The sequence below is a fragment of the Clostridium sp. K04 genome (assembly GCF_019734375.1).
GTDB classification, from domain to species: domain Bacteria; phylum Bacillota; class Clostridia; order Clostridiales; family Clostridiaceae; genus Clostridium; species Clostridium saudiense.
The window spans coordinates 114,627-130,080 of sequence record NZ_JAASHD010000004.1; the positions used below are offsets into that span (position 1 = coordinate 114,627).

Below are 15,454 nucleotides of genomic sequence, written 5' to 3' on the forward strand. Positions count from 1 at the left end.
ATGGGTGAGTCTTTAAATGGATTAAAAAGAACCATGATGTGTGGTGAACCTAGAGAAGTAAACGTAGGAGAAAAAATAACTCTTATGGGATGGGTTCAAAGAAATAGAAAACTTGGAGGTCTTCAATTTATAGACCTTAGAGATAGAACAGGAATTATGCAAATAGTTTTTGGTGAAGAAATTAATGCAGAAAGCTTTGAAAAAGCTAAAGCTGTAAGACCAGAATATTGTGTAGCTGTAACTGGGGAAGTTGTTTTAAGAGAAGCTCCAAATGCTTCTATGGAAACTGGAATGGTAGAATTAAAATGCGAAAGTATTAAAGTTTTATCAGAATCAGAAACTCCACCAATATACATTAAAGAAGGATTAGATGCAGCTGAAAATATAAGATTAAAATATAGATATTTAGATCTTAGAAGACCAGATATGCAAAAAATCTTTATGATAAGAAACAGAACTACAAAAGCTGTAAGAGATTATCTTGATAATAATGGTTTCTTAGAAATAGAAACTCCAATATTAAATAAGAGTACACCAGAAGGTGCTAGAGATTACTTAGTTCCATCTAGAAATTATCCAGGAATGTTTTATGCACTTCCACAATCTCCACAAATATTTAAGCAATTATTAATGGTATCTGGATTTGATAAATACTATCAAGTTGCTAAATGTTTTAGAGATGAAGATTTAAGAGCAAATAGACAGCCAGAATTTACTCAAATCGATTTAGAAATGAGCTTTGTTGAGCAAGATGATATTATGGCATTAAATGAAGGTTTAATAGCTCATGTATTTAAAGAAGTTTTAGGTCATGAAGTAAAGCTTCCAATTAAGAGAATGCCATTTAAAGAAGCTATGGAAAAATATGGTTCAGATAAACCAGATTTAAGATTTGGAATGGAAATTACTGATATTACTGACTGTGTTAAGGACATGGACTTCGTAGTATTTAAATCTGCTTTAGAAGTTGGAGGAAGTGTTAGAGCTTTATGCTTAAAGGATGGTGCAGATCTTGGAAGAAAGCCTCTTGATAAGTTAGTAGACTTTGTTAAGGGATATAAAGCAAAAGGTCTTGCATGGATTCAGCTCAAAGAAGATGGAGTTAAATCTTCAATAGCTAAATTCTTAACTGATGATGTTACTGAAAAGATAATCAATACTATGGGAGCGGAAACTGGAGATGCAATACTTATAGTTGCAGATAAAAACTCTGTAGTATTCCAAAGTTTAGGGGCATTAAGATTAGAACTTGCTAAGCAATTTGATTTAATTAAAGATAAAAATGAGTTTAATTTTACATGGATTACAGAATTCCCATTATTTGAATATAATGAAGAAGAAGATAGATATCATGCTGCTCACCATCCATTTACATCACCAATGGATGAAGATTTAGATATGCTTGAAACTAATCCTGGAGCTGTAAGATCTAAGGCATATGACTTAGTATTAAATGGTGAGGAATTAGGTGGAGGATCAATAAGAATACATGATTCTGCTCTTCAAACAAGAATGTTTAAAGCATTAGGATTTACTGAAGAATCTGCATATGAAAGATTTGGATTCTTAATAGATGCATTTAAGTTTGGACCACCACCACATGGAGGTTTAGCATTTGGTCTTGATAGAATGGTAATGTTCTTAGCTGGAACTGAAAACATTAAGGATGTTATTGCATTCCCTAAAAATCAAAATGCATATTGCTACTTAAGTGAAGCACCAAATGTTGTAGATCAAAAGCAAATTGACGAATTAGGATTAATTATTAAAACAGAAGATAAAGAATAATATAAAGCAAAGCTCCAACATATGTTGGAGCTTTGTTTTATATAAATAAAAGAAACGTATATAAATTATTTTAATATAGGAAAAATTCAACAAAGGATAAAAAAAAGTTTTTTGAATAAAATAATATATGTAAGTACATATACTTATAGTTACTAAGGAGGAATCATTAATGAAAAGCAAGATGATGAAAAAAGCAAATAGAAAACTTCGTAAAGCTAAAATGAAAGGCAATCTTCTTATGGAAATGGCCGAAGATTTCAAGGACTTAGTTGCAAATGCTAAAGTATATAAAAAATTAAAGGGAAAAAAATAATATAATAAAAATAATCTCAACAAGTATCTGTTGAGATTATTTTTATTTTTGAGCAAATTTTTTTCTTTCCTTTTTTCTTTTAGCGCTAAATATTAATCGTGTTAATGTAGAAACAAATAAAACTCCTAATGCTAATGTTCCAGCACTTGCAAAAGTATTTAAACCTAATTCTAATGACTTAGTAATATTACCTGATATTGCTTCACGCATGGTATAATACATACCACTACCAGGAACTAGTGGAATTAAAGCACATACAACGAAAGTTGTAACAGGTGTTTTAAAAATTCTAGCAAGTACTTCACTATATGTACTAAAAATTACGGAAGAAATAAAAAGTGAAGTAATTTCTGTAGCACCAAGTTGAAGAGGTAATGAATAAAAAAACCAACTAATTGCACCTCCAAGTGCAGCAAAGAATATCTTTTTACCTCTAATATTAAAAGCAATGCAAAAACCAAATGTTGCAAAGAAAGAAACAAGTGTAGCTATAATAATCATATTAAAGACCTCCAATATTAGTCATCCAGAAACTTAAAACAGCACCAGTACCAACTGCAATAGCAATTGCAACTAAAAAGGCTTCAGAAGCTCTTATAACACCAGATAGTAAATCTCCTGACATAGTATCTCTAATAGCATTAGTTATGGCTAAACCTGGAACTAGAAGCATTATAGCACCAATTATAGTTTGATTCAATTGACTTGCTATTCCTAGTTTAAAGAGTATTATTGCAAGAAGTGCAGTTATTCCGCTACAGATACTATTAATGAAAAAAGCATTAATTCCTATTTCAGACCATTTAATTGTTAATGTTTTTATTACTAATCCAATTAAAAAGGCGGCAAAAACATCTTTAAAAGTACCTCCAAATAATACTGAAAATGAGCCAGCTCCAAATGCTGAAAAAATAATAATCAGCATTTGAGGATAAGCTTCAACCTTATTAATTTTGTTTAATTCATTTTTAAAATCGTCAACAGATAAATTTTTAGATGCTATGCTTCTAGATAAATCATTTACTTTATCAATTTTGTTTAAGTCTACAGTTCTTTTGGAAACCCTCCTAGTTAATGAATAAATTTTGCCACCATGACAAATAGATGCCATAATTCCAGTTGGAGTTGCAAAACTTTCGGCTTGTTCTGCACCGTAAATTTTACAAATTCTCCAAATGGTTTCTTCAACTCTATAGGTTTCACCACCATTTTCTAATATCATTTGTCCAGCAAGCATTGCTACTTGAAGTATTTCATTCATAATACAAAACCTCAATTTTTAATAATTTTTTATGTATTATACCACAATAAAAATTATAAATGTATAATAATATGAAAAAGTAGTTGAATAATTTATCATTTATATTTATAATTTTATAAAAAGATAATTGGGGTGATTAAATGAATTTTGTAAATTTAAAGAATGAAGACAAAGAAATTTGTGAGTTAATGGAAAAAGAATTAAAGAGACAAGAAGAAGGGATAGAGCTTATTGCTTCAGAAAACTTTGCATCAAAAGCAGTTATGGAGGCAATGGGATCTCATTTAACTAATAAGTATGCTGAAGGATATCCTGGAAAACGTTACTATGGGGGCTGTGGAGTAGTTGATCAGGTTGAAGAAATTGCAAGAAATAGGGCTAAAGAACTATTTGGAGCAGAACATGTAAATGTTCAGCCACATTCAGGTTCACAAGCAAATATGGCTGTATATTTTACAATTTTAAAGCCGGGGGATACTGTTCTTGGAATGGATTTAAGCCATGGTGGGCATTTAACTCATGGTTCACCAGTAAACTTCTCAGGAAAATTATTTAACTTTGTATCTTATGGAGTGGATAGTGAAACTGAAAGAATTGATTATAAAAATGTTAGAGACTTAGCATTAAAGCATAAACCAAAGCTGATTGTTGCAGGGGCTAGTGCTTATTCAAGAGTTATTGATTTTAAAAAATTAAGAGAAATATGTGATGAAGTTAATGCATATTTTATGGTTGACATGGCTCATATTGCTGGATTAGTTGCAGCTGGAGAACATCCTTCACCAGTGCCATATGCTGACTTTGTTACTTCTACTACTCATAAAACTTTAAGAGGACCTAGAGGAGGATTAATTCTTTGTAAAGAAAAATATGCTAAGGATTTAGATAAAAATATATTCCCAGGTATGCAAGGTGGTCCATTAATGCATGTTATAGCTGCAAAAGCAGTTTGTTTTAAGGAAGCATTAGATCCAAGTTTTAAAACATATATGAAAAATGTAGTGTTAAATTGCAAAGTATTAGGTGAAGAGCTAGTTAAGTATGGATTTAAATTAGTATCTAATGGCACAGATAATCATTTAATTCTAGTAGATTTAACTAATAAAAATATAACTGGTAAAGATGCGGAAATACTTTTAGATAATATAGGAATAACAGTTAATAAAAATACTGTTCCAAATGAAACAAGAAGCCCATTTGTAACATCAGGTATAAGAATTGGTACAGCTGCTGTTACAACTAGAGGATTTGATGTAGAAGCAATGAAAGAAATTGCAAGTATTATAAACGAAGCAATTGAAAATAAAGATTCTGATTTATCAGAATTAAAAATAAGGGTAAAAACACTTTGTGCTAAATACCCTTTATATACTAAATAGTAAATAAAAAGTTGTATTGAAATACTTTATGAATATATAACTATATAATGGTTTAGTTAGTTACAAGTTTAAAGTGACAAGTTTCAAGTTGAGGTATAAATTTATATTAAGTTGAATTTGGAAAATTTATTAACTTCTTAACTTTTCACTTGTCACTTGTTATTTGAAGTAGATTATATATAATTGTTAAATAGTATCATTGATATTTTGATACATTTTTTATGGAAAAAGCATAGGAGGAAGAGATGAAATTAATATCATGGAATGTAAATGGAATTAGAGCATGCGTTCAAAAAGGGTTTTTGGATTTCTTTAATGAAGTAGATGCAGATATATTTTGTATTCAAGAAAGTAAACTTCAAGAAGGGCAAATAAATTTAGAACTTGAAGGATATCATCAATACTGGAATTATGCAGAAAAAAAAGGATATAGTGGAACAGCTATATTTACAAAAAAAGAACCTATTTCAGTATATTATGGATTAGGGATAGAAGAGCATGATAGAGAAGGTAGAGTAATAACCTTAGAATTTGAAGACTTTTATATGATAACAGTTTATACTCCTAATTCTCAAAATGGTTTAGCTAGACTTGATTACAGAATGAAATGGGAAGAAGATTTTAAAAATTATTTAAAGAATCTTGAAAAAACTAAGCCTGTAATAGTTTGTGGTGATTTAAATGTTGCTCATAAAGAAATAGATTTAAAAAATCCTACAACAAATAGAAAAAATGCTGGTTTTACTGATGAAGAAAGAGAAAAATTTACGGAGTTATTGAATGCTGGTTTTATAGATACGTTTAGATATTTTTATCCAGATACTAAAGGGATTTATTCATGGTGGTCATATAGATTTAATGCTAGAAAAAATAATGCTGGATGGAGAATTGATTATTTTATAACATCAGAATCATTAAAGGATAGATTAGAAAGTGCTAAGATACATACAGAAATTTTAGGCTCAGATCATTGCCCAGTAGAGTTAATTATAAAATAAAGTGGTTGTAAGTTAAATTTTTTTAATTTACTTACAACCATTTTTCTTTTATGTCATAAATAATTTTGTCAATAAAATCTTTAATTTGAAGCTTTCTGGTACCAGGTATATAAATAAAAAATTAAGTAGGCTTTCCTATAAATGTTGCAAGTAATATTTATAGGAAAGCTTTTATATTTTTAAATTTACTACTATTAAAAGTAAAAATTTATGAATATGTTATTGAAATTTGGCTGATATTATAGTCATAGTATTCAACTAAATATATTGCTATTTATATTATATAAATTTATTAAGGAGAGTTAAGAATATGAAGAAGAATTTGATAGCAGCTTTAATTATTAGTTCATTTATTTTAGTTGGATGTGGAGATAATACAACTAATAATACAGTAGATAATAGTGCAAGTGAAAATAAAAGTGAAATTGTAGTAGTCGATACGACAACTTCATCAGCTGATGAGGCATTACAAATGTTGAAGGATGGGAATATTAGATTTTCTAGCGATACATCTATATTAAGAAATATTAGTTCAGAAAGAAGAAATGAATTAAAAGATGGTCAAAATCCCTATGCAGTTATTGTATCGTGTTCAGATTCTAGAGTTACTCCAACTACCATCTTCAATGCTGGATTAGGAGAAATTTTTGATGTAAGACTTGCTGGAAATGTAGTTGACGATGAGGCATTAGGTTCAATTGAATATGCAGTAGAGCATTTAAGTACTCCATTAGTTGTTGTAATGGGGCATGAAAGTTGTGGAGCAGTAACAGCTACATATAATGAGGTTATTAAAGGTGAAAAAGTTACTGGAAATATGGAGTCTTTTGTTGAAAAAATTACTCCTAGTATCAATAAAGAAGGTACAGTTGATGATGCAATTCATACAAATATAGATAGGGTTGTACAAGAAATTTCAGAAGATGAAGCAATAAAAACACTTATACAACAAGGGAAAATTAAGGTTGTAGGAGCATACTATAATTTAGATGGAGTTGTTAATTTTAATGAATAATAGTATGAAGAAATGGGGAAAATATATAATAAAGTAAATTTATAATAAAGTAAATTTATTATATAAAAACAAGGAGGAATTTATTTTGCATTTAACAATTAGAGAACAAGAAAAATTAATGATTGCTGTTGCAGCAGATGTTGCTCTTAAAAGAAAAAGCAAAGGGTTAAAATTAAATTATCCCGAAGCTATGGCAATTATAACAGATGAAATGCTAGAAGGGGCTAGAGAAGGAAAGACAGTTGAATATTTAATGGATTATGGAACAAAAATATTATCTAGAGATGATGTTATGGAAGGTGTTCCAGAAATGATTCACACTGTTCAAGTGGAATGTACTTTTCCAGATGGAACAAAATTAGTAACAGTACATGAACCAATCCAATAAAGGAGGATGAAAAATGGTACCAGGTGAAATAAAAGTACAAGAAGGTAATATTAAATACAATGAAGGTAAGGAAGCTATTAAAATACAAGTTGTAAATACTGGAGATAGACCAGTACAAATAGGTTCACATTATCATTTTTATGAAGTAAATGATGCTTTAGATTTTGATAGAAAAGCTGCTTGGGGAAAAAGGTTAGATATTCCATCAGGAACAGCAGTGAGATTTGAACCTGGAGATAAAAAGGAAATAAATTTGATTGATATAGGTGGATATAGAAGAGTTTATGGTATTAGAAATATGTGTGATGGATTTTTAGATGGAATGTCAAAAGGGAGCGGTGAAAAGTAATGAGTTTTGATATAGATAGACATAGATATGCAGAATTGTTTGGTCCTACAGAAGGAGATAGTATAAGACTTGGAGATACAGATCTTTTTATAAAAATTGAAAAAGATTATACTGGATATGGTAATGAATGCAAATTTGGTGGTGGGAAGACACTTAGAGATGGTATGGGGCAAAATGCCACACAAACTAGTAAAAATCCACAATTAGCAGATTTAATAATAACAGGAGCAACAATTGTTGACTACACAGGAATTTATAAGGCTGATGTAGGAATTAAAGATGGTAAAATTCTTGCTATTGGTAAAGGTGGAAATCCTGATACAATGGATAACGTTGACTTTATAGTAGGGGTTGGGACTGAAGCATTAGCAGGAGAGGGAAGAATATTAACTGCTGGAGGAATAGATACTCATGTACACTATATTCATCCAGGATGTGCTGAAGTAGCATTAGAAAATGGAATAACTACGTTGGTTGGTGGTGGTACTGGACCTATAGATGGTACAAATGCAGTTACATCAACTCCAGGACCTTGGAATATAAAGAAAATGCTACAATCAGCAGAGGGCTGGCCTGTAAATGTTGGTTTGCTTGGAAAAGGTAGTGGAGCTAATATTGATGTTAATGCTGAACAAATAGAAGCAGGGGCAATTGGACTTAAAGTTCATGAAGATTGGGGAGCTACAAGATCAGCAATTAATTATGCTTTAGAAACTGCTGAAAAGTATGATATACAAGTTGCATTACATAGTGATACTTTAAATGAAGGTGGATTTGTAGAACATACAATTCAAGCTATTGCTGGAAGAGTAATTCATACATATCATACAGAAGGAGCAGGAGGCGGTCACGCACCAGATTTAATGAAGGTCGCATCTCAAATAAATATATTACCAGCATCTACAAACCCAACAAAACCATATACTGTTAATACAATAGCAGAACATTTAGATATGCTTATGGTTTGCCACCATTTAGATGCAAAAGTTCCTGAAGATATAGCTTTTGCGGATTCAAGAATTAGACATCAAACAATAGCTGCTGAAGATGTATTTCAAGATATGGGGATTTTTAGTATCATGAGTTCTGATACATTAGCAATGGGAAGAATAGGAGAAGTTGTAACAAGAACTTGGCAAACAGCTTCAAAGATGAAGGTGCAAAGAGGACCTTTAGAAAATGATAGTGAATATAACGATAATAATAGAGTTAAAAGATATATTGCTAAATACACAATTAATCCAGCAATTGCACAAGGAATGTCTAAATATATTGGTTCTGTAGAAGTTGGCAAGATAGCTGATTTAGTGCTTTGGGAACCACCTTACTTTGGAGTAAAACCACATTTAATAATAAAAGGTGGAATGGCTATGAGAGGTATTATTGGGGATGCTAATGCATCTATTCCAACATGCCAACCAGTTATTTATAGGGATTGTTATGGTGCATTTGGAAAAGCTAAAGGTGCAACTTGTATTACCTTTGTTTCTAAATATGCTTATGAACATGGAATTAAAGAAGAATTAGGATTACAAAAGATGGTATTGCCGGTAGAAGGAATAAGAAATTTAACTAAGAAAGATATGAAACTTAACGATGCTACTCCAGAAATCAGGGTAGATCCACAAACTTATGATGTTACTGTTGATGGTGAATTAATAACTTGTGAACCTGCAAGTGAATTACCATTAGCTCAAAGATATTTCTTATTCTAATATAAAGGAGTAGGTTATATGATTTTTAACAAAATATTAGGAAATATTAATGAATTAGATAATTTAGAAAATATACATTTAGAAAAAATTTATATAAGTAGTGATGAAGCAGTAAAAAGAATTTTAAGAGTAAATTCTGATCATAATCATGAATATGGAATAGCATTAGAAGAAAATACAGAGTTAAAAGATGGAGATATACTTTATCGTGATGGGAAAAATATTATAGCTATAAAAATTAAAGGTGATGATGTATTAGTAATTAAGCCTGATAATATAACTCAAATGGGAGTTATAGCACATACTCTTGGAAATAGGCATTTACAAGCTCAATTTGAAGATGGAAAAATGATTATTCAATATGATTCACTTGTAGAAGGTGAATTAAAAAGAGATAACATTAATTATACTAGAGAAAATTTAAAATTAAAGAAAGCATTTAGGCACGTAGAATTTGGGCACACTCATACACATGCCAATTAATAATAGTATTTCGGATGTATTAAAAGTCATTCAAATATGCGATTCAAATTTTCCTATTGGATCATTTAATCATTCTTATGGTATGGAAACTTATTTAAGATTAAAAAAAGTTTATGATACTAAAACTTTTAGAGAATGGTTAAAGGTATTTTTAAATGAGCAATTCATATATTGTGATGGTTTAGCTATAAGAATCTTATACGAAAATTTAGAAAATGATGATTTAGAAAGTATTTGGAACTTAGATAATAGTATTACAGTACAGAGTGTTGCAATTGAAAGTAGAAATGGTAGTAAATTAGTCGCAAGTAGAATGTTAAAGCTTTTTATGGATTTATATGATTTTAATTTGTTAAATGAGTATAGTGAAAAGATTAAAAAGAAAGAAGTTTATGGGCATCCGGCAATAGTATTTGGAATGTTAATGTATTCTCTAGGATTTAATGTGAAAGAGGCTATAATTTATCATATGTATAGTACAGTATCTACTCTGGTTAGTAATGCAGTTAGAACTATTCCTCTAGGACAAAAGGATGGTCAAATATTATTAAAAGAGTTTAGTGAAAAATTTGAAGATTTATATAATATTATTACTAATTTAGATTATGATTATTTAGGTGCTAACAGTCCAGGATTAGAATTATCCCAAATTAAGCATGAAATTATGGAATTTAGATTGTTTATGTCTTAAAGATTACGATATAAAGTATAACTCTTAATTATTAGAATTGTGAGTAAAAATACTCACAATTCTAAATATTACTAATTTTTTTTAAGAAAGGGTGTTGATTATATGAAACCTGTAGTTATAGGAGTAGGAGGGCCTGTTGGTAGTGGTAAGACATTATTAATAGAAAGATTAACAAGAGCTATGAATAATGAATATAGCTGTGCAGTTATAACAAATGATATATATACAAAAGAAGATGCTAAATTTATGGTTAAGAATTCTGTTTTGACTGAAGATAGGGTTATTGGAGTTGAAACAGGAGGTTGTCCTCATACTGCAATAAGAGAGGATGCTTCTATGAACTTTGAAGCACTTGAAGAGTTAAAAAATAGATTTAATGATTTGGATATTATTTTTCTAGAAAGTGGTGGAGATAATTTAGCTGCTACATTTAGTCCTGATTTAGTTGATTTTTCAATTTATATAATTGATGTTGCTCAAGGGGAAAAGATACCAAGAAAAGCAGGGCAAGGTATGATTAAGAGCGACTTATTTATAATAAATAAGATTGATTTAGCACCATACGTTGGAGCTAATTTAGATATAATGAGAAAAGATACATTAGATTTTAGAGATGAAAATAGTTTCATTTTTACAAATCTTAAGACTGATGAAGGAATACAAAGTGTCATTAGTTGGATAAAGAAAAACTGCCTATTAGAAGGAATTGCATAATATGTTTAAAGAAGCAAAGAATAAAAGTGAATATTCAGGTTTTATAGAGTTGGTTTTAGAAAAAAAAGATGGTGTAACAGTTGCAACTAAAAAATACTATGAAGGATTAGTAAAAGTATCTCGAAGTATTAAAATGAATAGAGAAAATATACCGACATTTTATCTTTTACAGCTTGGCGGTGGCTATATTGAGGGAGAAAAATATAAGAATGTTTTTAAACTAAAAGATGAGGCTAGAGCAATAATAACAACTCAAGCTTCCACAAAAGTTTATAAATGTATAAATAAAATTAAAACTGAACAAGAAACAGAAATAAGTTTAGGGGTAAATAGCATTTTAGAATATATAACAGATAGCGTTATTTTATATAAAGATGCTATATATAAACAGGTAAATAATATTTATTTAGATGAAAGTTCAACTTTAATTTATAGTGATGGTATTACTGCAGGATGGTCTCCCGATGGAGATAAGTTTAGTTATAGTGGTGTTCAATTAAAAAGTAATATCTATGTAAATAACAAACTTGTTTTATTAGATAATTTAGTTGTTAATCCACGTGAAAATGATGTAACAAGATTAGGATTTTTTGAAGAGTATTCAAATTTTGGAACATTACTTGTTATTAATAAGGAAATTAATGATTCTGTTATAAGTGATTTAAGAGAGAAACTTACAAAATTAAATTTACCTATAGATTTTGGTATATCAAAACTAGAGATTAATGGATTTGTTCTTAGAGTATTAGGAAATTTAACTCAACATATAGAACAGACAATAGGATGTTGTCATAATTATGTAAGAAATAGATTTTTAGATTCTAAGGATTTAGTTGTTAGAAAAAACTAATAGGAATTATATTTAAAGTTTAAACAAATGAAAATTTAAGGAAGTGATTCTATGATCATTCATGGTGATGTTGCTTTTATGATATTGGCTACAACACTTGTTTTAATTATGACGCCGGGATTAGCATTTTTTTATGGTGGGTTAGTAGAGAGAAAAAATGCTTTAACTATTATGTTTCAAGTTTTTATTGCAATTGGCATTGTTGCTTTGTTATGGATATTTGGAGGATTTAGTCTTGTCTTCGGGGATGATATTGGAGGAGTTATAGGAAATCCTTTGCAATTTTTCGCCTTTAATAATATAACGTTTAAAATAGACTTAAGGTATAGTGAAACGATACCATTTATACTTTTCTTTATGTATCAAATGATGTTTGCAATTATTACTGCACCATTAATGATAGGTGCATTTGCCAATAGATTAACAGTTAGTGGATGGATTAAAATATTAATTATTTGGATGATTTTAATATATTTCCCTGTAGCTCATTGGGTTTGGGGAGGTGGTTTCTTAAGCAAATTAGGATTTGTAGATTTTGCTGGAGGAGCAGTTATACATATAACATCTGGTTTTGGTTGTTTAGGTGGGATTTATGTATTAGGTGAAAGAAAAGTTAAAAATGAAAAGGGACCATTTAATTTAGGATTGGTAGCAATAGGTGCAGCATTATTGCTATTTGGATGGTATGGATTTAATGCAGGTGGTACCGTAGCAGCTGCAGATATAGCAGCTATTGTATTTACAAATACAGGAGTTGCTTCAGCAACAGGAATGATAGTATGGCTTATTTTACATGCATTAATTTCTAAAAGAGCATCTTTCTTAGAATCAATAATTGGAGCTGTTGCAGGGCTTGCCACTATAACACCAGCTTCTGGGTATGTAACTCCTTTAAGTGCTATAATTATTGGAGCTTTAGGTGCAATTGTATGTTTCTTTTCAGTTGAGTTCGAAAGAAAAATGTGGGATGATGCACTTGATGTTTGGGGCGTTCATGGCGTAGGAGGATTATTAGGCACACTATTAATTGGAGTATTTGCAGATCCTAGAGTAAATGGAATAAGTGCAGGATTACATCAATTTTTAATTCAACTTCTTGGAGCAGGAATAATTGTAGTATATTCTGTTTTAGTTACATTTATAATATTTAAAGTTTTAGATATGATTAAAACAATAAAGGTAAGTGAAGAAGTTCAATTAAAAGGATTAGATCAAGAGTTCTTTAAAGAGAATTATGAAGCTAAGAATGAATAAAGGAAGATAAATAAAAAATAAAGGAGGAATACTATGTTAGGAGTAGTGTTAATTTACGTAGGAGTAGTCCTTATTTTAAATGGAGTAGGAAGGCTTTGTAATGTAGATGCTAAATCAAGTGCTGTATTCAATGTATTTACTGGTATGCTATCATTTATTTTAAATATTGTAGCAGTTATACAAGGTAATTATTTTGCAGCTGGAACAGGATTATTATTTGGATTTACATATTTATATATTGCAGCAAGAAGCATATTTAATTTAGATGGAAGATTATATGGGTGGTATTGTTTATTTGTAGCAATAAATACAATACCACTTGCATTTATTGATGCTAATACTTTAAAATTTATAGATTTTACTGTGGGTAATATTTATTGGGTATTTATTTGGTTATTATGGGGCTTATTATGGCTAACTGGATTTATAGAGTTAGTTTTGAAGAAAGACTTAGGAAAATTTGTAGGATATTTATCAATATTTGATGGTATTGTAACTGCATGGATTCCAGGATTTTTATTATTAATAAATATGTATCCTAGATAAAAAGTCTAATAAAAATAGAGGGCTAACTACAATTATGTATTAGCCTTTTGATTTTTAATGAAACAAAGGAGAAAAAAATGATTAAAAGAGTAGTATCAGTGTTTATTGTAATGTTTTTATTTATAAATTTAGTTTTAATAAATTCAGTGCAAGCTTATACAAATATAAAAAAGAATGAAGATGACTTCATAGTTTGTATAGATCCAGGTCATCAAGGAAAGGGTGATTCAAGAGGAGAACCAGTTGCTCCAAATTCAAGTAATACTAAGCCAAGAGTTTCTTCAGGAACTGCTGGAGTAGCAACAAAAAATCCTGAACATGTTATTAATTTAGAAGCTTCATTAATATTAAAGGAATTATTGTTACAAAAAGGTTATACAGTTGTTATGACAAGGGAAAAAGCTGATGTTAATATTAGCAATGCAGAAAGGGCACAAATTGCAAATAATGCAAAAGCTGATATTACAATAAGAATACATTGTGATAGCATAAATGATGGAGGAAAAACAGGTACGGTAATTTTAGTTCCAGCTAAAGATGGAAAATATACAAATGGAATTTTTGAAGATAGTAATAGGTATGCACAAATTTTAAAGAATAAATTGCAAGAAAGTAATATAAAAGTAAATGGAATTTTTGAAAGAAGCGATATTACTGGATTTAATTGGTCTACAGTTCCTGTAGTTATATTAGAAATGGGATTTATGAGTAATTATAATGAGGATAAAATGTTAGCGGATAAATTATATCAAATGAAATTAATGGAGTGTGTTTCAAATGCAATAGATGAATATAAGAATAATTAAGCTTTAGGGGGATGGGCTATAGGCTAACTGATAAATTGTAATAAAAATATAAATTATGGATAAAATAAAGACATAAATCATAATGATTAATATATTAAAAGTTTTTGATTCAAAAACATTAATGTACAAGCTAATTTAATAAGCTATGGTATTAGGGAGGGGTAATCTTGAAAAAATATGATTTAATTTATTATTGGCAAAATTATTTGATAAATCAAGAAAATATGGAGTTTAAACCAGATGCTTATGTTTTAAAAGTTTCATTAGTAAATTCCTATAGTAGAGATTACTTTTGTAACTGGTATTCATTTAAATGCATACAAGAATTAATTTCTTTCATTAAATATGTATTAATACCATCAACATATATTACCAAAGTATTTGGTAAAGCGGAAGATACTATATTTTTAGATGCATTAGATTATTATGATACTATTGAATTGATGCAGGATTCTGAAAATATTGATAAATTTGAATTAATAGCAGATATTAAAAAAGATTATGATTTTATAGAGGATTTGAAAAAAAATTTTACTATTGAAAAATTAAAAAAATTTTTAAATACAACTAATAAAAGAAGGCATGGAGATATTGGAATATTTTCTAAAGTAGAGTTTTTTGAAAATGTAAAGGAAATAGGTAGGGATCTAGTTAAAGAGTATGAAGAGGATAATATGTTAGAGGAACTTGAAAGTCATATGGATTTAAATAAAAATCAAATAATTGCATTATTTGATGGTATTGATAAAAATCCATTTATGTTAAAAAGGCTAGGAACATATTTAAGTAATACATTATTGTTTTAAGATAAGCTAGTGTTATATGTTTAAAGGAGCTGTCGCAATAGCGGGTAAAAAAATCCGCTAGCGATAGCTCTTTTTCTATATTTTCAAAAAAATAATTG

At 29.3% G+C, this 15,454-nt stretch carries 18 protein-coding genes; 16 read left to right on the forward strand and 2 right to left on the reverse strand.

Annotated elements, in window-relative coordinates; all coding sequences use genetic code 11:
* Both aspS and HCG70_RS03250 read left to right on the forward strand, forming a co-directional pair.
* Positions 1–1,788: an aspartate--tRNA ligase gene (gene aspS, locus HCG70_RS03245; RefSeq protein ID WP_221697478.1), complete on the forward strand. Its 1,788-nt coding sequence runs from the start codon at positions 1–3 to the stop codon at positions 1,786–1,788.
* A 169-nt stretch (positions 1,789–1,957) separates the two neighbouring features.
* Complete coding sequence (locus HCG70_RS03250; RefSeq protein WP_156327466.1) at positions 1,958–2,101, forward strand: hypothetical protein; 144 nt, start codon at positions 1,958–1,960, stop codon at positions 2,099–2,101.
* 42 nt (positions 2,102–2,143) lie between these two features.
* Here HCG70_RS03250 and HCG70_RS03255 read toward each other — a convergent pair whose 3' ends face one another.
* The gene (locus HCG70_RS03255) at positions 2,144–2,599 is read right to left on the reverse strand and encodes a threonine/serine exporter family protein (RefSeq protein WP_042394159.1); all 456 of its coding nucleotides are present in this window, start codon (positions 2,597–2,599) and stop codon (positions 2,144–2,146) included.
* A gap of 4 nt (positions 2,600–2,603) precedes the next feature.
* Positions 2,604–3,362, reverse strand: a complete 759-nt coding sequence (locus HCG70_RS03260) for a threonine/serine exporter family protein (protein WP_042394051.1) — start codon at positions 3,360–3,362, stop codon at positions 2,604–2,606.
* Between the two features lie 140 nt (positions 3,363–3,502).
* On the opposite strand from HCG70_RS03260, the gene glyA reads away from it, so the two are divergent.
* The 14 genes from glyA to HCG70_RS03330 all read left to right on the forward strand — a co-directional run bounded on the left by glyA (position 3,503) and on the right by HCG70_RS03330 (position 15,356).
* Positions 3,503–4,741 (forward strand): serine hydroxymethyltransferase, encoded by a 1,239-nt coding sequence (gene glyA, locus HCG70_RS03265; RefSeq protein WP_195951330.1) that lies wholly within the window; start codon positions 3,503–3,505, stop codon positions 4,739–4,741.
* A 245-nt stretch (positions 4,742–4,986) separates the two neighbouring features.
* Positions 4,987–5,739, forward strand: a complete 753-nt coding sequence (locus HCG70_RS03270; protein ID WP_042394055.1) for an exodeoxyribonuclease III — start codon at positions 4,987–4,989, stop codon at positions 5,737–5,739.
* A gap of 310 nt (positions 5,740–6,049) precedes the next feature.
* Positions 6,050–6,754: a carbonic anhydrase gene (locus HCG70_RS03275; protein WP_221697479.1), complete on the forward strand. Its 705-nt coding sequence runs from the start codon at positions 6,050–6,052 to the stop codon at positions 6,752–6,754.
* Between the two features lie 85 nt (positions 6,755–6,839).
* Complete coding sequence (locus HCG70_RS03280; protein ID WP_042394059.1) at positions 6,840–7,142, forward strand: urease subunit gamma; 303 nt, start codon at positions 6,840–6,842, stop codon at positions 7,140–7,142.
* Between the two features lie 13 nt (positions 7,143–7,155).
* On the forward strand, positions 7,156–7,491 hold the full coding sequence (locus tag HCG70_RS03285) for an urease subunit beta (RefSeq protein WP_042394061.1): 336 nt from the start codon (positions 7,156–7,158) through the stop codon (positions 7,489–7,491).
* A complete protein-coding gene (gene ureC / locus HCG70_RS03290) occupies positions 7,491–9,206 on the forward strand; it encodes an urease subunit alpha (RefSeq protein ID WP_042394063.1) in 1,716 nt (571 codons plus the stop codon). Before HCG70_RS03285 ends, ureC begins: the two co-directional genes overlap by 1 nt.
* 18 nt (positions 9,207–9,224) lie before the next feature.
* Positions 9,225–9,689 carry an urease accessory protein UreE gene (locus HCG70_RS03295; RefSeq protein ID WP_154820693.1) on the forward strand — a complete coding sequence of 155 codons (465 nt, stop codon included), beginning with the start codon at positions 9,225–9,227 and terminating at the stop codon, positions 9,687–9,689.
* On the forward strand, positions 9,679–10,380 hold the full coding sequence (locus HCG70_RS03300; RefSeq protein ID WP_042394070.1) for an urease accessory protein UreF: 702 nt from the start codon (positions 9,679–9,681) through the stop codon (positions 10,378–10,380). Before HCG70_RS03295 ends, HCG70_RS03300 begins: the two co-directional genes overlap by 11 nt.
* A 102-nt stretch (positions 10,381–10,482) precedes the next feature.
* Entirely contained in the window at positions 10,483–11,094 is a 612-nt protein-coding gene (ureG, locus tag HCG70_RS03305; protein WP_221697480.1) for an urease accessory protein UreG, read from the forward strand.
* A gap of 1 nt (position 11,095) precedes the next feature.
* Positions 11,096–11,944 (forward strand): urease accessory protein UreD, encoded by an 849-nt coding sequence (locus HCG70_RS03310; protein ID WP_042394077.1) that lies wholly within the window; start codon positions 11,096–11,098, stop codon positions 11,942–11,944.
* 51 nt (positions 11,945–11,995) lie between these two features.
* On the forward strand, positions 11,996–13,198 hold the full coding sequence (locus HCG70_RS03315; protein WP_042394080.1) for an ammonium transporter: 1,203 nt from the start codon (positions 11,996–11,998) through the stop codon (positions 13,196–13,198).
* Between the two features lie 33 nt (positions 13,199–13,231).
* On the forward strand, positions 13,232–13,744 hold the full coding sequence (locus HCG70_RS03320; protein WP_042394083.1) for an AmiS/UreI family transporter: 513 nt from the start codon (positions 13,232–13,234) through the stop codon (positions 13,742–13,744).
* Positions 13,745–13,821: 77 nt separating this feature from the next.
* Positions 13,822–14,550 (forward strand): N-acetylmuramoyl-L-alanine amidase, encoded by a 729-nt coding sequence (locus HCG70_RS03325; protein ID WP_154820692.1) that lies wholly within the window; start codon positions 13,822–13,824, stop codon positions 14,548–14,550.
* Between the two features lie 167 nt (positions 14,551–14,717).
* Positions 14,718–15,356 carry a hypothetical protein gene (locus HCG70_RS03330; protein ID WP_221697481.1) on the forward strand — a complete coding sequence of 213 codons (639 nt, stop codon included), beginning with the start codon at positions 14,718–14,720 and terminating at the stop codon, positions 15,354–15,356.
* Positions 15,357–15,454: the final 98 nt, after the last annotated feature.